20 protein-coding genes are annotated in these 20887 nt (G+C 54.8%); 5 read left to right on the forward strand and 15 right to left on the reverse strand.

Annotated elements, in window-relative coordinates; all coding sequences use genetic code 11:
• Positions 1 to 69: 69 nt before the first annotated feature.
• The 3 genes from btsR to EDC28_RS11980 are packed head-to-tail and all read right to left on the reverse strand — an operon-like array spanning position 70 to position 3431.
• Positions 70 to 768: a two-component system response regulator BtsR gene (gene btsR / locus EDC28_RS11970; RefSeq protein WP_123421758.1), complete on the reverse strand. Its 699-nt coding sequence runs from the start codon at positions 766 to 768 to the stop codon at positions 70 to 72.
• Positions 765 to 2429 carry a sensor histidine kinase gene (locus EDC28_RS11975; protein WP_050659939.1) on the reverse strand — a complete coding sequence of 555 codons (1665 nt, stop codon included), beginning with the start codon at positions 2427 to 2429 and terminating at the stop codon, positions 765 to 767. Before EDC28_RS11975 ends, btsR begins: the two co-directional genes overlap by 4 nt.
• The gene (locus EDC28_RS11980) at positions 2430 to 3431 is read right to left on the reverse strand and encodes an isoaspartyl peptidase/L-asparaginase family protein (RefSeq protein ID WP_123421759.1); all 1002 of its coding nucleotides are present in this window, start codon (positions 3429 to 3431) and stop codon (positions 2430 to 2432) included.
• 163 nt (positions 3432 to 3594) lie between these two features.
• Between EDC28_RS11980 and EDC28_RS11985 the strand changes: the two genes are divergently transcribed.
• Positions 3595 to 4695, forward strand: a complete 1101-nt coding sequence (locus EDC28_RS11985; RefSeq protein WP_123421760.1) for an osmoprotectant NAGGN system M42 family peptidase — start codon at positions 3595 to 3597, stop codon at positions 4693 to 4695.
• On the opposite strand, the gene EDC28_RS11990 is transcribed toward EDC28_RS11985, so the two are convergent.
• Positions 4661 to 5302: a CHAD domain-containing protein gene (locus EDC28_RS11990; RefSeq protein ID WP_123421761.1), complete on the reverse strand. Its 642-nt coding sequence runs from the start codon at positions 5300 to 5302 to the stop codon at positions 4661 to 4663. The genes EDC28_RS11985 and EDC28_RS11990 overlap by 35 nt on opposite strands.
• A 95-nt stretch (positions 5303 to 5397) precedes the next feature.
• On the opposite strand from EDC28_RS11990, the gene EDC28_RS11995 reads away from it, so the two are divergent.
• Together EDC28_RS11995 and EDC28_RS12000 are read left to right on the forward strand one after the other, a co-directional pair.
• On the forward strand, positions 5398 to 7068 hold the full coding sequence (locus tag EDC28_RS11995; protein ID WP_244946588.1) for an AMP-binding protein: 1671 nt from the start codon (positions 5398 to 5400) through the stop codon (positions 7066 to 7068).
• Positions 7069 to 7144: 76 nt separating this feature from the next.
• Positions 7145 to 8350 (forward strand): phospholipase D-like domain-containing protein, encoded by a 1206-nt coding sequence (locus tag EDC28_RS12000; RefSeq protein WP_123421763.1) that lies wholly within the window; start codon positions 7145 to 7147, stop codon positions 8348 to 8350.
• A 58-nt stretch (positions 8351 to 8408) separates the two neighbouring features.
• On the opposite strand, the gene gndA is transcribed toward EDC28_RS12000, so the two are convergent.
• The 3 genes from gndA to EDC28_RS12015 all read right to left on the reverse strand — a co-directional run bounded on the left by gndA (position 8409) and on the right by EDC28_RS12015 (position 11367).
• Positions 8409 to 9923: an NADP-dependent phosphogluconate dehydrogenase gene (gene gndA / locus EDC28_RS12005; RefSeq protein WP_244946589.1), complete on the reverse strand. Its 1515-nt coding sequence runs from the start codon at positions 9921 to 9923 to the stop codon at positions 8409 to 8411.
• A 227-nt stretch (positions 9924 to 10150) separates the two neighbouring features.
• Positions 10151 to 10819 (reverse strand): phytanoyl-CoA dioxygenase family protein, encoded by a 669-nt coding sequence (locus tag EDC28_RS12010; protein WP_123421765.1) that lies wholly within the window; start codon positions 10817 to 10819, stop codon positions 10151 to 10153.
• 95 nt (positions 10820 to 10914) lie between these two features.
• Positions 10915 to 11367 carry a hypothetical protein gene (locus EDC28_RS12015; protein WP_123421766.1) on the reverse strand — a complete coding sequence of 151 codons (453 nt, stop codon included), beginning with the start codon at positions 11365 to 11367 and terminating at the stop codon, positions 10915 to 10917.
• A gap of 464 nt (positions 11368 to 11831) precedes the next feature.
• Here EDC28_RS12015 and EDC28_RS12020 point away from each other — a divergent pair, with 464 nt between their 5' ends.
• Positions 11832 to 12788, forward strand: a complete 957-nt coding sequence (locus tag EDC28_RS12020; RefSeq protein WP_123421767.1) for a transposase — start codon at positions 11832 to 11834, stop codon at positions 12786 to 12788.
• 196 nt (positions 12789 to 12984) lie between these two features.
• On the opposite strand, the gene EDC28_RS12025 is transcribed toward EDC28_RS12020, so the two are convergent.
• From EDC28_RS12025 to EDC28_RS12060, 8 genes are all read right to left on the reverse strand, one after another.
• On the reverse strand, positions 12985 to 13536 hold the full coding sequence (locus EDC28_RS12025; protein ID WP_123421768.1) for an RNA 2'-phosphotransferase: 552 nt from the start codon (positions 13534 to 13536) through the stop codon (positions 12985 to 12987).
• 119 nt (positions 13537 to 13655) lie between these two features.
• Positions 13656 to 14087 (reverse strand): SLATT domain-containing protein, encoded by a 432-nt coding sequence (locus tag EDC28_RS12030; RefSeq protein WP_123421769.1) that lies wholly within the window; start codon positions 14085 to 14087, stop codon positions 13656 to 13658.
• A 95-nt stretch (positions 14088 to 14182) separates the two neighbouring features.
• Positions 14183 to 14914: a hypothetical protein gene (locus EDC28_RS12035; protein WP_123421770.1), complete on the reverse strand. Its 732-nt coding sequence runs from the start codon at positions 14912 to 14914 to the stop codon at positions 14183 to 14185.
• 89 nt (positions 14915 to 15003) lie between these two features.
• Positions 15004 to 15285 carry a barstar family protein gene (locus EDC28_RS12040; protein ID WP_123421771.1) on the reverse strand — a complete coding sequence of 94 codons (282 nt, stop codon included), beginning with the start codon at positions 15283 to 15285 and terminating at the stop codon, positions 15004 to 15006.
• Positions 15286 to 15364: 79 nt separating this feature from the next.
• A complete protein-coding gene (locus tag EDC28_RS12045) occupies positions 15365 to 16012 on the reverse strand; it encodes a hypothetical protein (protein WP_123421772.1) in 648 nt (215 codons plus the stop codon).
• A gap of 114 nt (positions 16013 to 16126) precedes the next feature.
• Positions 16127 to 16507, reverse strand: coding sequence for a hypothetical protein (locus EDC28_RS12050; RefSeq protein WP_123421773.1), 381 nt, complete (start codon positions 16505 to 16507; stop codon positions 16127 to 16129).
• Between the two features lie 109 nt (positions 16508 to 16616).
• Complete coding sequence (locus tag EDC28_RS12055) at positions 16617 to 16919, reverse strand: hypothetical protein (RefSeq protein WP_148049847.1); 303 nt, start codon at positions 16917 to 16919, stop codon at positions 16617 to 16619.
• Positions 16920 to 18066: 1147 nt separating this feature from the next.
• Positions 18067 to 19944 carry a methyl-accepting chemotaxis protein gene (locus EDC28_RS12060; RefSeq protein ID WP_123421775.1) on the reverse strand — a complete coding sequence of 626 codons (1878 nt, stop codon included), beginning with the start codon at positions 19942 to 19944 and terminating at the stop codon, positions 18067 to 18069.
• 269 nt (positions 19945 to 20213) lie between these two features.
• Between EDC28_RS12060 and EDC28_RS12065 the strand changes: the two genes are divergently transcribed.
• Positions 20214 to 20774 (forward strand): PhnA domain-containing protein, encoded by a 561-nt coding sequence (locus EDC28_RS12065; protein ID WP_123421776.1) that lies wholly within the window; start codon positions 20214 to 20216, stop codon positions 20772 to 20774.
• Positions 20775 to 20887 lie beyond the last annotated feature (113 nt).

Here is a 20887-nt window from a genome sequence, read left to right on the forward strand (position 1 = left end):
AACCTATATACCGTTGACGCACGCGTCACTTTTTTTGCCGCTCAGTGGTCGTAAAGGGCAGCTGAGCGGCTAGATGGGCAGCAGGTATTTCTCTTTGAGGAGCTTGAGATAACGGCGCGACACCGGCACCTTGGTGCCAAAGTGGGTTTCTATCTCGGCGCCACTTTCCTTGATGGCAATGCCCTTGATGGCATCGGGATTGACCAGATACTGGCGGTGTACCCGCAGCAGCGGCAGCCGCGCTTCTAAGGTTTTAAGAGGCAGCTGGCAGTGCAGTTGTTCGCCTTGAGAAACCACCTGGGTACCGGTGAGATCCACATAGGCGCAATCGATGTCCTTAGGGGCCACCAGCCGCACCGTGTTGCCCTGGTAGCAGGCCAGGCGCTCAAGGGGAGTGGTTTCGTCTTCGCCGGAGGTCAGCCCCTCCAGGCGCTTTAAGGTCTTGGCAAGGCGTGCCGGGTCAACCGGCTTTAGCAGGTAATCCACCGCCGCCTCGTTAAAGGCGTCCAGGGCGTATTGCTGATGGGCGGTCACAAACACCAGGGCCGGGCGAGGCTCGGGCAGCAGGCTGCTCACTTCCACGCCAGATAGCCCCGGCATGTCGACGTCCAGGAAAATCACATCCGGGGCCAGCTCGCGGGCTTTGAGCAGGCCATCTTTGCCGTTACCGGCTTCGCCCACCACCTTCACCCCACCGGCTTCTTCCAAAAGGGCTGCCAGCTCATCCCGTGCCAAAGGCTCATCATCGACTAACAACGCCCGGATCATGACAACACTCCTCTTGGCCAACGTAATTCTGCGCGGGTGTACAGGCCCGGCTCATGGTGGAGCTGAAGTGTACAAGATACCCCCAGAGCGGCAAAGCGCTCGCGCACCAGCTTGAGCCCCAGGCCGTCGCTCTTGACCGGCAGCCTAGCGGCGCTGTCGTCGATGACGATATGCACCTCGTTGCCGTCAAGGCGCGCCTCCAGGCTCACCTGGCCGCCCTCCTCCGCCTGGCTGATGCCGTGCTTGATGGCGTTCTCCACCAGGGTTTGAATGGCAAGGGCCGGCACCTTCTCCCCTTCAAGGCCGGGGCCGAGGGTTTCGATATAGGTGAGCCGCTCGCCAAAGCGCACCTTCTCGATGGCCAGGTAATGGTCGATATGGGCAAATTCTTCGGCCAGGGTCACGGTGACGCTGTGGCGGCCTAGGTTACCGCGCAAAAAGCCCGCCAGGTGCACAATAAGCTCCCGCGCTTTTTTGGCGTCGCGGCGCAGCACTGCCGCCACGGTATTGAGGCTGTTAAACAAAAAGTGCGGGTTAACCTTGGCTTCCAGCGCTTTTAGCTCGGCTTCGGCCAGCAGCGCCCGGTTGGCCTGCAGCTGGTCGTGCAAGAGCTGGTTGGAAAGCACCCCGGCAATGCCCACCCCGAGGCTGCGATTGAGGTTTCGAAACAGTTTGCGCTTGGGCTCGTAGAGCTTGATGGTACCCACCACTTCTTTCTCGCCCTTAAGCGGCACCACCAAGGATGAGCCCAGCTCGCAATCGGTGGTAATGGAGCACTGGTAAGGGGTGGAGAGGCCATCGGCAAACACCACCCGGTTAAAACGGATGGCATCGAGGGTAATGCGTGACGAGATGGGCCGGCCCACCTTGTGGTGGTCAGCCCCCATGCCGGTAAAGGCAAGGATTTGCTCGCGGTCGGTAATAGCCACCGCCGCCACCCCGGTCTCGTCTTTGACAATCTCGGCGATGGTGGCTGCCGAGCGGGCATTAAAGCCCTGCTCCAGCACCCCCACGCAGCGCCTGGCGATACGCAGTGCCCGGTCTGATACCGTGGCCGCCAGCTCCTCGGCGCGAAACTTGGCGTCGCGGATAAAGCTCATAAAAAGCGCGGCGCCGATGGAGTTGGCCAGCATCATGGGCAGGGCAATTTGCTCTACCAGTTCTTTGGCCTGGTCCGAGGGGTGGGCCACGATAAGGATAATGGCCATTTGGCAGCCCTCGGCAAAGAGCCCCAAAAAGAACACCTGCCAGGGGTTGAAGATGCGTTCGGTCTGGCCGCAGCGCTGCCAAAAGGCGTGCACCAGCCCCCCTAAAAACCCTTCCCAGGTGGTGGAGATGGCGCAGGCCAGATCGGTAAAGCCGCCCATGGAAAAGCGGTGCATGCCGCCGGTAAAGCCCACCGCCGTGCCCACAAATGGCCCCCCCAGCAAGCCGCCCAAAATGGCGCCAATGGCGCGGGTGTTGGCTATGGCCCCCAGGTTCTGCTGGCCAAAGTAGGTGCCCATGATGCAAAAGCCAGAAAAAATGGCATACACCATCAGCTTGTGGATGGGCCAGCTGGACAAGCTGGCCAAAGGCCGAAACAGCGGCGTCTTGGAAAAGACGTAGACGATCAGCAGATACACACTCATCTGCTGAAAGAGCGGGAGCACAAGCTGCACTTAGGGGTTTCCGTAGATAAGGGTTTTCTCTTCGGTCCGGGTTTTATAGCCCCGGTACATGCCCTCGGTGTTGAAGGGCTGGGTGATGCTACCATCGGCGCCCATCACGATCACCCCGCCGGTGCCGCCAAGGGTTTGAAGTCTGCCGTGGATCACCTCGTTGGCTGCGGTGGTGACGTCTTTGCCCTGGTAGCGCACCCGGGCGCAGATATCGGCGGCAATGTTAAGGCGAATAAAGTACTCGCCATGGCCGGTAGACGACACCGCGCACACGCCGTTCTCGGCATAGGTACCGGCGCCAATAATGGGCGAGTCGCCGATGCGGCCATAGCGCTTGGCGGTCATGCCGCCGGTGGAGGTGGCAGCGGCCAGGTTGCCATTGGCGTCCAGGGCCACGGCGCCAACGGTGCCGTATTTGTAGTCGCCAGCCAGGTAATTGCGGGCCTGGTAGCCGGTTTGGGATATGGCTTTTTTGGCTTTATCCAGCGCCCGTTTGCGGGCCTCGGTATCAAAGTAGTGGTTGTTGACGGTATCGAGCCCCTCGCTCTTGGCAAAGGCGTCGGCCCCGGCGCCAGAGAGCAGCACATGGGGGCTGTCCATCATCACCTTGTAGGCGGCAAGAATGGGGTGTTTGACGGTTTTCACCCCGGCTACGGCGCCGGCGTTTAGGGTTTTGCCGTCCATGATGGAGGCGTCCAGCTCGTGCTCGCCGTCCCAGTTGTAAACCGCCCCTTTACCGGCGTTAAAAAGCGGCGAGTCTTCCATCACCATGATCGCCGCCTGCACGGCATCCAAGCTGCTGCCGCCTTTATCCAGCACCGCGTAACCGGCGTTAAGGGCCTGGGTGAGCTTGGCGTGGTAGGCCTTCTCCTGGTCCGGGCTCAGGTTGGCACGGGTGATGGTGCCGGCGCCGCCGTGGATGGCGATGGCGATGGGCGGTTTGTCGGCGGCTTGGGCGCCGAAAGCGGCCCCCAGCAGCAGGCTGCACAGCAAGGTCTTCATGGTGTTCTCCTTGGTTTTTTATGCATCTTTCCAAGCCTTTATTGTTAACACAAGGTCAACACGATCAGTGGTCATAAGGCCTGTCTGAACGGCGTGGGCTACCGGCTCGCAGACCCAGCCTCGATTTCTATAATGGGGGCTGATAAAAGGCTCAGGAGGTCCCGTGTCCCCAAATACCGATTATCTGCTCGATACCCTGCAAAAACTGTTGGCCATTGCCAGCCCGTCCGGCTTTACCGATCAGGTGGTGCATTTTGTCTGTGACGAGTTGGCCCGGCTGGACATCCCCTTTGAACTCACTCGCCGCGGCGCCATTCGCGCCACCTTGGAAGGGCGCCAGCGCTCCCCCGACAGGGCGCTGGTGGCCCACGTCGACACCCTCGGTGCCCAGGTGAAAAGCCTTAAAGCAAACGGTCGCCTGGAAGTGGTGCCGGTCGGCCACTGGAATGCCCGCTTTGCCGAGGGTTGCCGGGCAACACTCTTTTCCGGCAAGCGCCGCTACCGGGGCTCGCTACTGCCCTTAAAGGCCTCCGGCCATACCTTCGCCGCCGCTAACGATGCCCAAGAGGCCAACTGGCAAAACATTGAAATGCGGGTGGATGTGCCAGGCGGTGACCGCCAGGCCCTGGTCAATGCTGGTATTCATATCGGCGATTTTATCGCCATCGATACCATGACCGAGATTGACCTCGACTCGGGCTTTATCAACTCCCGCCACTTGGACGACAAAGCCGGGGTAGCGGTATTGCTGACCACCGCCAAGGCCCTCAAAGAAAGCGCCGAGACACTGCCGGTGGATTTGCATCTGCTGTTTACCATCACCGAGGAAGTGGGCTCGGGGGCGTCATCGGTATTGCACCAAGACGTGGCCGAGATGGTCAGTATCGACAACGGCACCACGGCGCCTGGGCAGAACTCCAGCGAATACGGCGTTACCATTGCCATGGCCGACCAAACCGGCCCCTTTGACTACCACTTAACCCACCACCTCATCCACCTTTGCCACGAGCATGGGATTGGCCATCAGCGCGATATCTTCCGCTTTTATCGCTCCGACTCGGCCTCTGCCATCGAAGCCGGCAATGACCTTCGCACCGCCTTGGTATGCTTTGGCATCGACGCCTCGCACTATTACGAGCGTATCCACCTTGACGCGTTAACCAGCCTGACCCGGCTGCTGTGGCACTACGCGCTGTCGGCGCCGCTGTTTGCCGACGACAACAAGCTGCTTACCGCCCGCCCCGATTTTCCCCATATGCCGTAAAAAACGCTCCCAGTGCCGCCAACAGTGCCGGATGGGCGGCCCGGCGGCGCTGGCGGGCGATTTTGTGGTCGATAAGGCTAAGGTCGTGGTCGTCCCCTAGCTGCTGGCCAAGGCCATTGAGGACTTTGGCGGTCTGGGCGGCCCCCAGCCACTCACTGTAGGCCTCCAATTGCTTGATGGTGCTTCGTAGCCGGTGCAGGGGCTCGCTCTTGGGGTGCTTGCCACGGCAAGCCCGGTATTGGGCCCGGCCCTTACAAAAGGCCCGGCTGTAAGCGCTGAGCAAGGCGTCGGCCTCTAGCGGCGGCGCCTTTTTAATGGCAGCGGCCAGGGCGCTTGGGTCCGGCACCGGCATCTTGGGCTCGGCTAAGGGCGCCAGGGCCAATTGCTGGTGCCAATAGTGCAGCACCTGGCGGTTACGGGCCGCGCCCAGCTGCTTTTTAAGGCCTTTGGCGGCCTTGGCAAGGGGCTTACAACGGCAGGCCTTGGCCCAGGCATCGGCCTTTTTGGCTACCTTGCGACACTGGTGTACCGAGCCGCCGTCAAGGGCCGCAAGCAGCTCGGCAGCTATCGGGTCCAATCTTTCCAACCCTTTGTTTTTACTGGCCATAAACCCACATTAGACAAAAGGATAAAGGTAGTGGCGGCGCCGACATGCTACATCTTCACCATCGCGTAAATTGGAGTTTATCCTTGATGGCCGCCATGGAAAGTATGTTTAAAGGCGAATCCCAGCCACCTCTGTCATTTCAAACCATAGGTGATTGCCTCAAGGACAGGGCCAAGGCGCACCCCAACCGGTTGGCGGTGGTGGTGCGGCATCAAAATATCCGCTGGACCTACCGCCAGTTTCAGCAGCAGGTAGACCGCTTGGCCACCGGCCTTTATCGCCTTGGTATCGAGAAAGGCGACCGGGTGGGCATTTGGGCCCCCAACTGCTACCAGTGGCTGCTGGTGCAGTTTGCCACGGCCCGCCTTGGCGCCATCATGGTCTGCATCAATCCCAACTACCAAAAACCGGAGCTGGCCTATGCCCTCAACAAGGTGCAGTGCAAGGCACTGGTGTGCGCCGAGGGGTTTCGCCACCTCAACTACCTGGCGATGCTGGACGACCTAGCCCCGGAGCTTGCTCGCACCACCTCAGGCAAGCCGTTGAAGGCTAAGGCCCTGCCTCACCTTCGCCATGTTATTACCCTCGGCAAGGCCCATAACGGCTACCTGGCCTTTGACTGGCTGATGGCCGACTTTAGCGCCAGTGACCGCGCCCTGCTGGACGCCCTGGAGCTAACCCCAGGCGAGCCTATCAATATCCAGTTCACCTCCGGCACCACCGGTAACCCCAAAGGCGCCACCCTCTCCCACCACAACATTCTCAACAATGCCGCCCTGGTGGGCGAAGCCATGGATCTTGGCCCCAAAGACAAACTGTGCATTCCGGTGCCCCTTTATCACTGCTTTGGCATGGTGCTGGGCAGCCTTCTCTGCGTAACCCGCGGCGCGGCCATGGTGTTCCCGGCAGAGGCTTTTGATGCCGCCAGTACCCTGGCGGCGGTCAGCGAAGAAAAGTGCACCGCCCTGCACGGGGTGCCCACCATGTTTATTGCCATGCTCGAGCACCCGGATTTTGCCCAATTTGACGTATCGAGCCTTCGCACCGGGGTGATGGCCGGCGCCACCTGCCCCATGGAGCTGATGAAAAAGGTGATGGGGCCGCTCCATGTGCCAGAAATTCTCATCGCCTACGGCCAGACCGAGTCCAGCCCCATCAACCACATTACCCGCCGTGACGACCCGCTGGAAAAACGCATCACCAGCGTTGGCCGCGCCGGTGCCCACCAGGAAGTCAAACTGGTAGACCCCATGGGCCGCACCGTGGCGCTGGGGGAAAAGGGGGAAATTTGTAACCGCAGCTACTCGGTGATGCTGGGTTACTGGGACGACGCGCAAAAGACCGACGATGCCATCGACAGCCACGGCTGGCTGCACTCGGGGGATCTGGGCATCATGGACGCCGAAGGCTACGTGCAGGTGGTGGGGCGCCTTAAGGACATGATCATCCGCGGCGGCGAAAACATCTACCCACGGGAGGTGGAAGAGTGCTTCTACCGCCACCCAAAAGTGCAGGAAATACAAGTGTTTGGCATTCCCGACGAGCGTTACGGCGAGGCGGTGTGCGCCTGGGTCCAGGCCCGCAAGGGCCAGAGTCTGAGCCGCGACGAGCTGGTGGAGTTTGCCCGCGAGCAGCTGGCCCACTTTAAGATCCCCAAATACTTCCACTTCGTGGACAACTACCCGATGACGGTGACCGGCAAAATTCAGAAGTTCAAAATGCGCGAGCTGATGCTCGAAAGCCTCAAGGATGCGGTAAAAAGCTAGGGCCACGCGCCCTTTATCATGGCGTTGTCATGGCAAAGTGCTAAGGTAGGCGTTTTTGGCTTTCTGGAAATCTTCCATGCGTAAATCTCTCCTGCTATTGGCTTTTTTAAGCCTCGGCGCCCGGGCCGACTTTGCCATTCCCGGCTATGAACTCATTCACACCGTGCCGGTGGAAACCTCCCTGGCCACCCCGGACCTGCGCGGCCCCACCGAGGTGTGGACCCAGCTGTTCGACAAAGCCCAGCACAGCATCGATATCGCCCAGTTTTATGTGTCCGGCAAACCCGGCGAGCCGCTGGACACCGTCATGGCCCACCTCAAAGCGGCTGGTGAGCGGGGCGTGAAAATTCGCTTCCTGCTCGATAAACACGGCCTTGGCATCTCCGAGCAAGCCACCGTCGAGCAGCTCAAAGCCATCCCCAACCTCACCTTCAAACTGATTGATTACAGCAAGGTGGGCGGCGGCATCATCCACGCCAAATACATGGTGATTGACGGCAATGAGGGCTACCTTGGCAGCCAGAACTTTGACTGGCGCTCGCTAAAGCACATCCACGAAGCCGGCATCCTGGTCAGCAACACCAAAGTGGCCGGCCAGATGCAGATGATTTTTGACATCGACTGGCAAGCCCAAGCGCTGGTGGCGGCCGGCAAACCGGTACCCAAGCTCAACAACAAGCCGGTACTGGCCGACGAATCCCAGCAAGACTACCTGGTGGCCAGCCCCAACGCCTTTAACCCCCCCGGTGTCGGCGACTCCCAAAGCGAGCTGGTACGGCTGATGGCCAAGGCCAAAAAAGAAGTGCTGGTGCAGGTAATGGAATACGCGCCGCTCTCTTATGCCCCCGGCGTTCGCCCCTACTACGCGGTGATTGACGACGCCATTCGCGCCGCTGCCCAGCGTGGGGTTAAGGTCAAACTGATGGTGGCGGACTGGAACACCAAAGAGCCGGAGCTGAGCTACCTCAAGAGCCTGGAAGTGCTGCCCAACGTTGAAGTGAAAATTGTCTCTATTCCGCAAGCCAAAGAAGGCTTTATTCCCTTTGCCCGGGTTATTCACACCAAGGCCATGGATATAGACGACACCATTGCCTGGGTTGGCACCAGCAACTGGGAAGGCGGCTATCTGGACAACTCCCGTAACCTGGAAATGGTGATGCAAGACCCCAAGATGGCCAAGCGCATCGGCGAGCTGCACAAGCAGCTGTGGGACAGCCCCTACGCCAAGGAGCTGGACATCAACAAAGCCTACCCGCGCCCGCACCCGGGCAGCGAAAAGTAAGCCACAAAAAAGGCGCCCAGATGGGCGCCTTTTTTATCACTGATTTTTTACAAACCACTTAGCGCTTGATGGCCACCTGGGGCCGGCCCGGCAGGCTCCACTCGACGTGGAATTTCTTGCCAAGAGGCTTGTCGGTGCGCTCAAAGGTGTGGGCGCCGAAGTAATCCCGCTGGCCTTGCAGCAGGTTGGCCGGCAGCACCGCACTACGGTAAGAATCGTAGTAGTTAAGGGCTGACGAGAAGCCGCCGCAGGGAATGCCCATCAAGGTGGCGTTGGCAATGGCCCGGCGCCAGTTACCCTGGTAGCGGGTAATTTGCTGGGCAAAATACGGGGCCAGCAGCAGGTTGGCCAAGCCTTCGTTTTGCTCGTAAGCCTCGGTGATAGATTGCAAGAAGGAGGCGCGGATAATGCACCCGGCCCGCCAGATCTTGGCGATACCGGCAAAATCGAGCTTCCAGCCCTGCTCCTTGGAGGCCATTTCCATCAGTTGGAAGCCCTGGGCGTAGGCGCAAATCTTGGAGCAATACAGGGCGTCGTGCAGCGCCTCAATGGCGGCCGCCTTCTCTTCCTGGTTAAGCGAAGCCTTAGCCGGGCCTTCCAGCACTTCGCTGGCGGCCACCCGCTCACTTTTGAGGCTAGAGATACTGCGGGCAAACACTGCCTGGGTGATGGTCTGGGCCGGGCTACCCACTTGCAGGGCGCCAACCGCTGTCCAAAGGCCGGTGCCTTTTTGGCCAGCGCGGTCAAGAATAACGTCCACCAGCGGCTGGCCGGTTTCGCTGTCCATCATCGCCAGCACTTCGGCGCTTATTTCCATCAGGTAGCTGTTAAGAAGCCCCTGGTTCCATTGGCGGAACACGGCGGCGATGTCGGCCGGGCTCATATCAAGGCCGGTGCGCATGATTTGGTAGGCTTCGCAAATCAGCTGCATGTCGGCGTACTCAATGCCGTTATGCACCATCTTCACGTAGTGGCCGGCGCCGATGGGGCCGATATAGGTGGCGCAAGGCTCACCTTCTTTTACCGGCTTGCCGGGGGTAAACGATTCGATGGGCTTGCCGGTTTTAGGGTCAACCTTGGCGGCGATGTCCTTCCACACCGACTCGATGCGGGTCCAGGCATAGGGGTCGCCAGAGGGCATCAACGACGGCCCGAACCGGGCGCCCACTTCACCACCGGAAACAGCCGTGGAGAAGAAAATAAACTTGCCTTTGTAGTTGGCTTCGCGCTCCAGGGAATCGGTCCACAGGCTGTTGCCGGTATCCACCACGATATCGTCAGCGCCGATACCGGCATTGATAAGGTGGCGGCAAACGTGGTCAACCGGCTCGCCAGCAGGCACCGACAGCACAATCAGCCGGGGCTTGGCCAGGCGGCTTAGCAACTCGGTGTAGGAACGGCAGGCAAAGACCCGCGGCGGCTGCTCGCCTCTTTCTTCGTTGTCCTGCTCGATAATGGCATCGACCTTGGCCTGATCGAGGTCGAAACAGGCGATCTTGTAGCCGTTGTCGGCCAGGTTTAACGTCAGGTTCTTACCCATGACGCCCAGACCGATAAAGCCGATGTCACACATTGAATTTTCTTGGGCCATTAAAAAATCCTACTGTTTGCCAGGGACCACTTTTCAGCTGGGGGCGGATTATACACATTCTGGCGCCGTTGTTTTTTAAATCCCGCCAACCCCTTGTAAAGACAGCTGAGCGGCCACATCCGGGGCCTAAAAGGTGAGGCGCTGTTGCCTTTGTCGCCATTAGCATAGCGACCAAACAAAAAGGGCACCCAAATGGGCGCCCTTTTTGTTTATTCTTCAGCCACATACGGATGGCTCGCTGGCAAAAATCGCTCATGGCAGGCCATCCTCACGCCCCTAAGCGCCGCCGTCTCGGCGTGGCTTTGATAAAGCGGCTCGGCAAAGTAGCCCATCAGCAAGCTGCGCCGCCGCTCGCCGCTGCGGTTAAGGCCCGCGCCGTGCACCAAGTCGGCATCAAACACCAGGATATCGCCGCCCTGCCCGCTTAAGCCCACCGCCCCGGTTTCATCGCCGCCCCCTTGCCAGGGCCCTCTGTGGCTGCCAGGCACAATGCGGGTGGCACCGTTATCCGGGCCATAGTCATCCAAAAAGGCAATGGCATTAACGGTATCGCCAGGCCGCTTGGCACTAAAATCTCGGTGCAACTGCTGCCAGCCGCCTCCTGCCAGCGGCTCACGCCCCTCCACCTGGGCCAGGAAGAACCGCTCCCCAATCAGCTCCCCCACCGCCGCCAGTAACACCGGCAACCGGCACAGCGCCATCACCTCTGGCGCCAAATCCACCTGCGCATGGCGCCAATCCCTCCCCCGAGGCACCGGCCACTTCTCAGACGGCATCACCCCCGCCTCAAACACCGCCTGTAACTCCCCAAGCCAAGCCCGCGGAATAGCCTGGCGTAATAAGATGTAGCCGTTTTGGTGGAGAGAGTTTGGGGGCATGGGGTTGGTAAACCAGAGGTAAGAGTGGGTTTATTGAAGGAGATTAATTCATAGATTAGGTGTGTGGTTTGATGTCGGAGTCATTTGTTAGACGTTTACAGAGCACGATAGTAGACATCAATATTGTGTGACGTGGCTAAATATTTTGAGCCCTTTTTAGAAAAGCAAACTTTCCTCACTTCCTTTTCTTCGTAGTTGTCTCCGCCCACGATGGTTTTCTTTAGAGTCGTCGAGGTTGCGCAAAAGCTATCACCGTCCTGAGATTCAATGACTGTATTTTCCGGGGTGGAACGTGGCATAGAACTTGGTTTTCCGACAGCTTCCATTGACGCCAATAACTGGCGTTTTGAAACAGGCCGAGTATCCGACCCCATGCCTGGGACATGCAAAGTTTCACTGATTTTATATTCCTTACCAAGCCACGGAGAGAATGAAGAAGCATCATTACTCATGTAAGCTTTTTCGAAATCGAGATAAATTGCGATTTTCTCGTCACCTGCTTGAGCGAAAGTAGATAACAAGGCAACGATCCATAATAGATGCTTCATACTCTTCCTTACACTTAACGATGTGATTCAGGGGTGGCCTCCAGGCCATGCCTTTGAAGTCACTGGTTATGTGGTACTCTTTGAAATAGACTCAACCAGATCTATAAGCCACTCTATGTCGCTACGCGCATGAGCAATAAATGTAGCATCCATAAGATCATCTCCATGCTCTCCTGCGGCTGGTCCCATCCAGCATATTACATTCTTCACTGTCGGAGTCTCTCCGGTATTAACCACAGATTCACTGCTTAGAGATATTCCTAGGCCACCAGTACTCTCAATTGCCTTTGCTATATCAGAAGAACTTTCTCTCCTAATAGTGTTTCGCCATGGTCCAGAAGATACATGGCGTAAGCGGTCTTTGATTTCATCAAAAAATAAAACGGGACACCCACCCCATCATGGCGAAATTGCCTTGTGAAAACTAGCCTTGAAAGACCCTTCTCTTGATAAAGGCTCTGGCCATGACCCGTCCTCGTGCTGAACTGGTGTCGGTGAACGACACGCCCTACTACCACTGCATTGGTCGTTGTGTTCGCCGCGCCTTTCTCTGTGGCAAAGACATTCTTACCGGCCAGGATTTCAGTCACCGCAAGGCCTGGGTGATGGAGCGGCTAAAGGTGTTGCAGTCTGTCTTTACCATCGAGCTTTGCGCCTATGCGGTGATGTCCAATCATTACCACTTAGTGGTGCATGTGGATGCCAACGCCGCAGCGGTGTTAGACGATGACGCGGTAATGGCACGTTGGGAGCTGCTGTTTGCTTTGCCGCTCCTCATCAGCCGCTATCGGGCCGGTAAGTTAACCTGTGAGGCTGAGCGGATGGTGGCGCGCTCACATATCGACAAGTTGCGTCAGCGCTTGTGTGACCTGTCCTGGTTTATGCGCTGTTTGAACGAGCATATTGCCCGCAAGGCCAATGAAGAAGACAAGTGCAAGGGCCGGTTTTGGGAAGCACGGTTTAAGTCGCAAGCCATTTTGGATGAAGCCGGGTTATTGGCTTGTATGGCCTATGTGGACCTCAACCCGCTTCGCGCCAAGATAGTGGATACCCCGGAAGCCTCAGCCGATGTGTCACTCTCAGCACGGCTTAATAGTGACGACGGAACAAAGCCTGCACTACTGCCTTTTGTCACCCAGTTTAAAGACAGCCCCAAAGGCATTCCCTTTGCGTTGGCCGATTACCTGGCGCTGGTGGATTGGACGGGCCGGGCACAACGAGAAGACAAGCGTGGTTTCATCAGCCAAGAGACACCCGGCATCTTGGAACGCTTAGGCCTGGATGCCGACAGCTTCCTTATCGCCCTTGGCCAACACCAGCTTTCCCGTGGCTCGGTAATTGGCCATAAGCAAGCCCAAAGTGCCTACGCCAAAGCCCATCACCGACGGCACGTGGTCGGCCCACCGATAAAAGCCGCTTAATCCCCTCACAGCACCACACTCATATACCCTCAGCAGTCGCTGATAATCTCGAACGCCTCTAATTTTCGCTTTTAACAGCAAAACGCGGTATCAGAGCGAAGAAAACACCCTCAAGGCTGATTAATACCGCACTGTCGATGCAATGCGAAAACTGGACTTTGGTTACTCAGAAGATGGATGTCCTTTATTCTTCCCTTTAGGCCTCATCGGGAAACTCAAGATAGGGCGGTGGGACTGCTCTTGTCAGCCAGACCCCATTCTCAGATTGATAAAACTCGTACCCATCCTTATGCATATCGGAAGCGCGAACTTTCAAAACAGCCGGTTTTCCGTAACGGGCACCTACTTCAACGGCCGTAGTCACTGCCGCCGATAGATGTACGTGTTGTCTAGAGCCAGGGATAAGGCCACTGGCCTGAATTGAAGGAATAAATCTCGTGGCTGTACCGTGGAATAGTGTGGCTGGTGGAGCAAGCCGGGTGAGTTTTAGATCTACGGCAATGGAATGCCCTTGATTAGCTCGGATTTTCTCACCAGATGCGTCAATGGAAAAACGCTTCTTTTCACTAGTGGCGACGATTTCTTGGATTATTTCTTTAGTCAGAGATATGTTTTTAGTGGTGGAAAGCTGAATGAGCTCTTCGACACTCGCCCATCCCTCTGCGTCGAGCGTAAGCCCAATTTCTTCTGGTTTATGGCGTAGAACAAGGCTCAGAAATTTACTTTTAGATTCGAGTTGCTTAGACATGATGCGTGTAGGCCTAACGTTTGGTTAAGGGGCCGGTTTTAGCCGGTCCCTACTGAGCGAAGCGAGCGACTTGAACCAGTTGTTAGGCGAGGCTCACTGTAATTTTGGTATGAAATAATTTAGTCTGTTGTTACTTCATTGCAATACTTTGCATGAATTGATTTTAGTGACTCGCTTATTTCTGCTAGGTTGGCGTTTGGGTTTAAAACCTCTATGCGTAGTTTTTGAACCTCTGCCCTGGCCTGACGGTTTACAATCCAGCGCTTTCGAAAATTAATAGCGGCCATGACACTGCCAGATACAGCGCCAAGTGCGGCAAGTATAGCTGCCCAATCATTTCGTCCTGCGGTCGTTCCAAATGATTCGACTTTCAGAACCAATGCCGACATTGCTGGAAGGCCAATTCCCCCAAGGAGTCCACCGTAATACCACCAGTTCCAAAGGTTTTTATTTCGGCGAAATCTATCCTCGGCAGTAGCAATCTCCTGCTTTAGGTCTTTTCTCCACGCCTCATAGTTAGTGCTGCTGGCAGTATTGCTGAGATTTTCCATGTTGGCTTACCTCGCTATTTGTTATTAGTTCCGCCTAACGCTTTAAACAGCGGAAAACGCGAGCACAGCGAGTGGTTTTCCGCTGATTTAAATTGTTATGCTTTGACTGCTTTAACATTGCCTAATGACTCCACTTTATATATTGAGTATGAATTAAAGATAGAATCAAACTTATACGACTTAATCATACTTAAAATATTAAGTGCCGTAGCATCTTCACCTAAATGATTTGGAGTGAACTCCCATTCATTGCCAATATAACCTGATTTATGAATGAATGCTGTTTTCAAACTTCCGTCTAAAATGTAAACAAGAATAAAACTCACTGTTTCATCATAAATAAACCCATTGTAAGAGCATCTTTTAATGGAGATTTTACTATATTTATGCAAGAAATCAGATCGATAACGAGACTCACACTCAATGACCTTTTCGTCAGACTCAATGTAAATATTAGCATTGGTAAAATCTGGATCATATTCGTCAGAGCCTACACTCAAACAGCTATAAGGACTCATTGATAACGATATAGATTCATATGCCCTCAACACTTTCGGTGGGGAGAACCTTTCTAGTTCAAGCCACAAATCATTATGGAAAACAGCATGAACTGCATATATGTTCACAGGTTTGTCTTTTTTATTAGATAAGACAATTTCTCTTATATGCATGGGGGTGAAACTTGAGCTGCCAATAGAAAATTGAGCCGAAACTTTATTCCCAATCTTTTTATATGCAAAGTAGACTGCAAAAGCAGAGCTTAATAATAAGAGTATCGGTCTAAAATAATCGTTTAAAAACGCTATGGCAGTATCAAATGAGATCAATTAGTCCTCCAGAAGCATAACGCCCAAAGCAGCGGCGCGCGTTAGCGCGTCCAGCCCGCAGGGCGATGCTGCCTTTGTTTGTTATGTTTTTATTCTGAGACAATTTTAATGCCTCTGTTTTCTGTAACACCTTCATTGAAGATGGCGAGTACTTTTAGCTGAAATTCAGCCATATGTTTTGGAGTGTTACTTGTATTGATACTATGAATTGTATATGGAGGTTCAATTGAGTTTATGTTTCCAGTAACCACACTATCTGCCAGGGCATCAAGGTTTCTCCCGTGCCACTCTGGCGCTTTTACCTGCGGGAGGAACATATTGTAGAAATCCTCCTCTTTCTCAATTTTTTTCCAGTCTAAGAGTATCTCCATGATTCATCCTGAAACATAACGCCAATGTTGTGGGGCGGCATAGCCGTCCAGCCCCGAAGGGGCGTACACCAACGTATTGTTACCTTTTTTGTTTATACCAATCATCGAAGTCCAATTTTGTTTCTTCTTTCGAATATTCATACCAAGCTAAAAACCTGCTTTTGTAGTATTCGAAATCACCACCAAATCTAGATTTACAATGTTTTAAATTAGGTTCAATTTCTATGAGTTTTTCACATTCCGTGATTGCCTCATCACCTACATATTTTTCGATTACCATGCCAGAATCAATTGAGTGCATGCCAAAATCTAACGTATGTAAGTGTTGCTCGAATAGGATTTTCTTTGCCTCGAAATGATTCGGATCAAGCGTAATGATTCGTCTCAATATATCGTTAGGGTCTTTATTTAGTAGAAGATAAGCACCTTTAAAGCTTCCTGTCGTCGATGTTAATGCCTTTGCAAGCCAAAACAGGTAGATAATGTTTTCCCAGATATTTTCTTCTCGCCAGATTTCAAGAACCTTATTCCAAATATCTGGATGCTGAATAGGAATATCGGTTTCGTCCAAATCGAAGTAACTGTGACAAAGGCTATTCAGGTATTCGACTTGTTCATCTACATCAAGGGAATCGATATAACTTACCCTTTCTGCAAGCAATGTCTTCCACTGCCTTTTCAAGCCGTTCTTCCTAGCTTGAATATAATCCTGCCAATCGGAGGTCACGGAAATTCCTTAGAAATGTAACGCTTCGCATTAACGGCACAGGCTTGCTGGCTATACTTGGCGAAGAATGAGCCTAGCCAGCGAGAATGTGTCCGATACATGCGTTTGTTAGGTTTAGCCTGCATAATTAAAAACAGCAACAAGCATGGGTACGAAAAATACCGTGCTAAGAGCGCTAACCACAATGGTTGCTTTTGTTCCTATTTGCTCTTGAGCATAATTAAGTTTAGATGATTTGAATACTGCGAAAATAGACCATGCTACAGCTATAAATAGCCAGCTGTACCAGAATAGCGGAATGGTGCTGATTTCGTTTGAGTAAGCGTAGTGCCAAAATGCAATTAACCCTATGCTAAGAAAGACCGCATTTGACAGCTCTTCTATTTTAACTGAAAGTGGACGTTTATCCTTACCTAAAGCTATTGCGCCTATCTTGAATGGAAAAGGTAATATGAGTAGCAAGGCAGTAGCCCAAAACATTATTTTCCAAAACATCTTTCAATCTCTCCATGAAACCTAACGTTTGGTTAAGGGGCCAGCTTTAGCCGGTCCCAGTGAGCGAAGCGAGCGATTTGAACCAATTGTTAGATGCATTGCACGTAACTCAATCGCTTGCGCAATTTACTTCATTGCTTAGCGTATATGCCTTGCTGAAGAAGGGCATAAGTCTATCAATGGTCTTTGTTATGTGGCTCAGCTCTGTGCCAAGCACTTCTTCTCTTAGGGCAATAAGTTCGTGAACAATTTTGTTGGATTTTTCTGGCGGAATTCTCGGTGAGCTGTACAGCTCTGCCAAAAGCCAATTGAGGCACGGGTACTTTGAGCTTTCATTAACGGGAACGAACAAAGACTCTTCATGTGTTTCTATGCATGCCTTTTCGCTACCGTGATACATGTCGAATGCCATGATGATTCCGTGATTCTCGAAGAGCATCTAACAGTTTTATTAGCGAGCGCGCTCGCATTCACTCATCTGATCAGTTGTTATTTATTATGCTAACCAACTGATATCCCTATTTATTCTCTACTCATACAGCTCCTTTGACTCGATGAAACCGAGCGGTCTCGTTTTTATGCGAGACATGCGCTCGTTATCATCACATCGGATGAGAAATAACTTTATCCACCTCAATGTATTAGAACTGGTCAAACCGGAAAAAACGAGCGCTCTTTATCGTCATAAATGGCCTGGGTCTGCTGGCCCAACAGATACACTGCACATCCATACAGCCATTCAACCCGACAGGTGAGGAGCATGGACGACCCGAATAACCCTTGCGATAAAAGAGCACACCGTCAAAGCAGAAACAGCACAAAACCATTTATTATCAAATGGATATGTGAAAAACAAAGGAAACAGAAGACACGCTACCGCCCGTGGAATCAGGTTATCCAAAGTCCCTTTATCGTTCTGAGTGATTACCCATCCTTGGTGACTTGCTGCGCGAAGACCAGCTTCTTGCGTTCGCTTGCTAAAAACGGTTCGCAGGACCGTTTTTTAACGCGCTCCTTCCACCTCGCACGTCCTGTGTTACTCGGGCTATCCTGCCCTCGCCCATTGGGCCGTCGTCGCTGCACTCCGACGTTCAAATCTTTTCCCGAAAGATTTGTCGCGTAAAGCTGCGTTGAAGCAGTGCTTCAACTTCGAGCGTTACCCTGAGTTGTTACCCATCCTTGGTGGCTTGCTGCGCGAAGACCAGCTTCTTGTGTTCGCCTGCTAAAAACGGTTCGCAGGACCGTTTTTCTAACGCGCTCACTCCACCTCGCACGTCCTGTGTTACTCGGGCTATCCTTGCCCTCGCCCTTCGGGCCGTCGTCGTTACACTCCGACGTTCAAATCTTTTCCCGAAAGATTTGTCGCGTAATACTGCGCGAAAGCTGTGCTTGCGCTTCGAGTATTACCCTACACAGCAACGCATTTTTACAGGCACGCACACAGCACAATGCCTATATAAACCACCCTAACAGCCACAAATCAAAGGAAATATCGCCAGCTCAGCCATCCCTGGCTTGCTGTACCAAGCCCATTGCCTAAAGCCTATTTCCCGAAAACCCTAAAACCGAAACTGCGCCATCTCGGTGTGCAGGGTTTTGGCGACTTGGGCGATGCCGTCGGCGCCTTGGCGGGATTGGGCGGCGACGGTTGACAGGGCATCGGCGGCTTTTTTTACCTGATCGGTATTGCGGCTTATCTCGTCGCTGACGGTCTTTTGCTGCTCCGCGGCGGAGGCTATCTCTACGGCTTTGTCGTTGATGCGGGCAATGGCGGCGGTAATGCCATCGAGGCTTTGGCTGACCGATTCGGCGTCGCTGACGCTACCTGCAGCCAGTTGCCGGCTCTTGTCCATGCCCTGCACCGCTTTTTGGGTGCTGGTTTGCAGCTGCTCAATCATCTTTTGAATTTCTTCGGTGGCGGTGTGGGTGCGGTGAGAGAGCACCCGCACTTCGTCGGCCACCACGGCAAAGCCCCGGCCCTGCTCGCCGGCCCGGGCCGCTTCGATGGCGGCGTTCAGCGCCAAGAGGTTGGTTTGCTCGGCCACCCCCTGGATGGTGGTAAGAATGCCGCTTATCTGCTCGGCATGGGCGCTAAGCTCGTTTATCACCACAGTGGAGCTGTCCACCTCACGGGCCAGCGACACGATGGAGTCGCGATTACGCACCACCAGTTTCATGCCGTCTTTGCAGTCGCCATTGGCGGCCATGGCCATGCCAGCCACCGCTTCGGCGTGGCCTGCAACATCGTTGGCGGAGGCAGCCAGCTCATGCATGGCGCTCACAACCGAGGTGATCTCCTGCTGCTGGCGGCCCAGCTCCTGGTTGATGGTTTCAACGTTTTCACGGCTTTGGCTGGACTCTGAGCCCAGATGCCGGGCCGCCTCGGCCACCCGCTGCATGATGGGGCCGATATGCTCGACAAAGGTATTGAAGTTGCGGGCAATAAGGCCCATTTCGTCGTGGCTTTTCACGTTCAGGCGGCGGGTCAAATCTCCCTCCCCTTTGGCGATGTCGTAAAGGGCCTCTGAGACATCCGAGAGCGGTTTTAATAGCCGGGTTACCCCCACCACCGACAGCAACACGAAGACAACCAGCACCGAGCCGCCCGCCAGCAGCGAGTGCAGCAGCAGGTTATCCAAGGAGGCGTAAATCTCGCTGGGGTCCACCAGCGCCACCAGATACCAGTCGCTGCCGGTGACCTTGGTCACCTTGGCTAGCTTCTCGGCGCCACCAAGGGTGACCTCGGTCAGCCCCTTGCGGGCGCTGAGGCTGGCAAGGGCACTGGCTGAAATGCCGCCCACCAGCTCGGTAAAGGGTTTGAGAATGGTGCCGTCCTGGCGATAGGCGATCACCAGGCCTTTGCTGTTTACCAGCATGGCGGCGCCTTTATCACCCAGCGCCATATCCAGCACCGTTTTGACGATATCGTTGATAAAGACATCGCCGCCATAAACACCTCGGCGGCCCGAACCATCATGGCCTGGGGTGGCAACGGTTATCACCAGATTGCCGGTGCTGGCGTCCACATAAGGCTCGGTAACCGACATGCCGCTGTTGCGCTCGGCAAGCTGGTACCAGGGGCGTTTGCGGGGGTCGTAGCCTGCCGGCGATTGCTGGTTGTCGGAGTAGTTCATCTGGCCATCGTCGTAACCGGCGTAGGTAACGGCAAAGCCGCCGGCATCGGCAGCCAGGGCCAGGGATTGGTGCAATAGCGCGGCGGTGGGGCTGGCCTTGGCCAGGCTGGCGATGGTGTGGCGTTTGTTATCCAGCCAAGTTTCGATGCGCCCGGCGGCCTGGTCGTTAATAAACACCACCCGATCCTGGCTCTCCTGCTGGATATTGCTGTGCAGGCGGCTGTAGGTGGAGGCCGTAAGGGTGCAGGTAACAATCAGCACAATAAGGCTGACAAAGGCGAGCAGTTTCTTTTTAAGTGTCATGGGGACATCCAAGTACGCAAACACAATTAACGCGCCTTGTGATGCTGTCCCCACACAGCAGGCGCCGCACTTAACCCGGCTTGGCCGGCTACGAGCCTTTGGCTCTTATTGTTATGGTTTTGTTATCTCAAGGATCGGCCGCCCGGCGCCATACTTTAGCGTTTGATTTAACGGATTTTTGTTGGCGCTGTGATGCTCACCCCATATAGCCGCACAAAGAGAAGGGGTATGTGCTATAGTCCGCCGACTTTTTTTCAAGGACCCCGCCCATGAGCCTGGAAAACCACCTCAATACCCGCAGCCAGGGCCGCTGCGAACTGTGCGCCAGCCAAACCGATCTAGCCCCTTACCTGCTGCCGGCCAGCAGTGGCGACGACAACGACACCCACCTGCTGCTGTGCGCCACCTGCCGCAGCGAAGCCGAAGCCCCGGCCGACGTAAACCACTGGCGCTGCCTGAACGACAGCATGTGGAGCCAGGTGCCGGCGGTGCAGGTACTGGCCTGGCGCCAGCTCAAGCGCCTAAGCGCCGAAGTGTGGGCGCGGGATCTGCTGGACATGCTCTACCTTGACGAAGCCACCCTCAAATGGGCCGAAGCCGGCCTTGGGGATGACGACGGCGAAGCCACTCTTGATAGCAACGGCAGTCCCCTTAGCGAAGGCGACAGCGTTACCCTTATTAAGGATCTTGAGGTCAAAGGCGCCGGCTTTACCGCCAAGCGCGGCACCCTGGTCAAAGACATTCGCCTGACCAACAACCCCAAGCACATCGAAGGCAAGGTCAACGGCGTGCAAATCGTGTTGGTGGCGGCTTATTTAAAAAAAGCCTGAGAAAAAGCGGCAACAGCCGCTTTTTTTAGGTCTTTTGAGCTGACGCAAGATTGCCCGGCCCCCGGTCGCCTACCATTGCAGGTGACAAAAACACATGGGGTGCCCTTTGCGAC

This window comes from Gallaecimonas pentaromativorans, assembly GCF_003751625.1.
GTDB classification, from domain to species: domain Bacteria; phylum Pseudomonadota; class Gammaproteobacteria; order Enterobacterales; family Gallaecimonadaceae; genus Gallaecimonas; species Gallaecimonas pentaromativorans.

What these genes read in the sequence shown, in the direction of transcription:
- btsR (WP_123421758.1), bottom strand. Translation starts at nt 768, where the DNA reads ATGATCCGGGCGTTGTTAGTCGATGATGAGCCTTTGGCACGGGATGAG.
- EDC28_RS11980 (WP_123421759.1), bottom strand. Translation starts at nt 3,431, where the DNA reads ATGAAGACCTTGCTGTGCAGCCTGCTGCTGGGGGCCGCTTTCGGCGCC.
- EDC28_RS11990 (WP_123421761.1), bottom strand. Translation starts at nt 5,302, where the DNA reads ATGGCCAGTAAAAACAAAGGGTTGGAAAGATTGGACCCGATAGCTGCC.
- EDC28_RS11995 (WP_244946588.1), top strand. Translation starts at nt 5,398, where the DNA reads ATGGAAAGTATGTTTAAAGGCGAATCCCAGCCACCTCTGTCATTTCAA.
- EDC28_RS12000 (WP_123421763.1), top strand. Translation starts at nt 7,145, where the DNA reads ATGCGTAAATCTCTCCTGCTATTGGCTTTTTTAAGCCTCGGCGCCCGG.
- gndA (WP_244946589.1), bottom strand. Translation starts at nt 9,923, where the DNA reads ATGTGTGACATCGGCTTTATCGGTCTGGGCGTCATGGGTAAGAACCTG.
- EDC28_RS12010 (WP_123421765.1), bottom strand. Translation starts at nt 10,819, where the DNA reads ATGCCCCCAAACTCTCTCCACCAAAACGGCTACATCTTATTACGCCAG.
- EDC28_RS12015 (WP_123421766.1), bottom strand. Translation starts at nt 11,367, where the DNA reads ATGAAGCATCTATTATGGATCGTTGCCTTGTTATCTACTTTCGCTCAA.
- EDC28_RS12020 (WP_123421767.1), top strand. Translation starts at nt 11,832, where the DNA reads ATGACCCGTCCTCGTGCTGAACTGGTGTCGGTGAACGACACGCCCTAC.
- EDC28_RS12025 (WP_123421768.1), bottom strand. Translation starts at nt 13,536, where the DNA reads ATGTCTAAGCAACTCGAATCTAAAAGTAAATTTCTGAGCCTTGTTCTA.
- EDC28_RS12030 (WP_123421769.1), bottom strand. Translation starts at nt 14,087, where the DNA reads ATGGAAAATCTCAGCAATACTGCCAGCAGCACTAACTATGAGGCGTGG.
- EDC28_RS12040 (WP_123421771.1), bottom strand. Translation starts at nt 15,285, where the DNA reads ATGGAGATACTCTTAGACTGGAAAAAAATTGAGAAAGAGGAGGATTTC.
- EDC28_RS12050 (WP_123421773.1), bottom strand. Translation starts at nt 16,507, where the DNA reads ATGTTTTGGAAAATAATGTTTTGGGCTACTGCCTTGCTACTCATATTA.
- EDC28_RS12055 (WP_148049847.1), bottom strand. Translation starts at nt 16,919, where the DNA reads ATGGCATTCGACATGTATCACGGTAGCGAAAAGGCATGCATAGAAACA.
- EDC28_RS12060 (WP_123421775.1), bottom strand. Translation starts at nt 19,944, where the DNA reads ATGACACTTAAAAAGAAACTGCTCGCCTTTGTCAGCCTTATTGTGCTG.
- EDC28_RS12065 (WP_123421776.1), top strand. Translation starts at nt 20,214, where the DNA reads ATGAGCCTGGAAAACCACCTCAATACCCGCAGCCAGGGCCGCTGCGAA.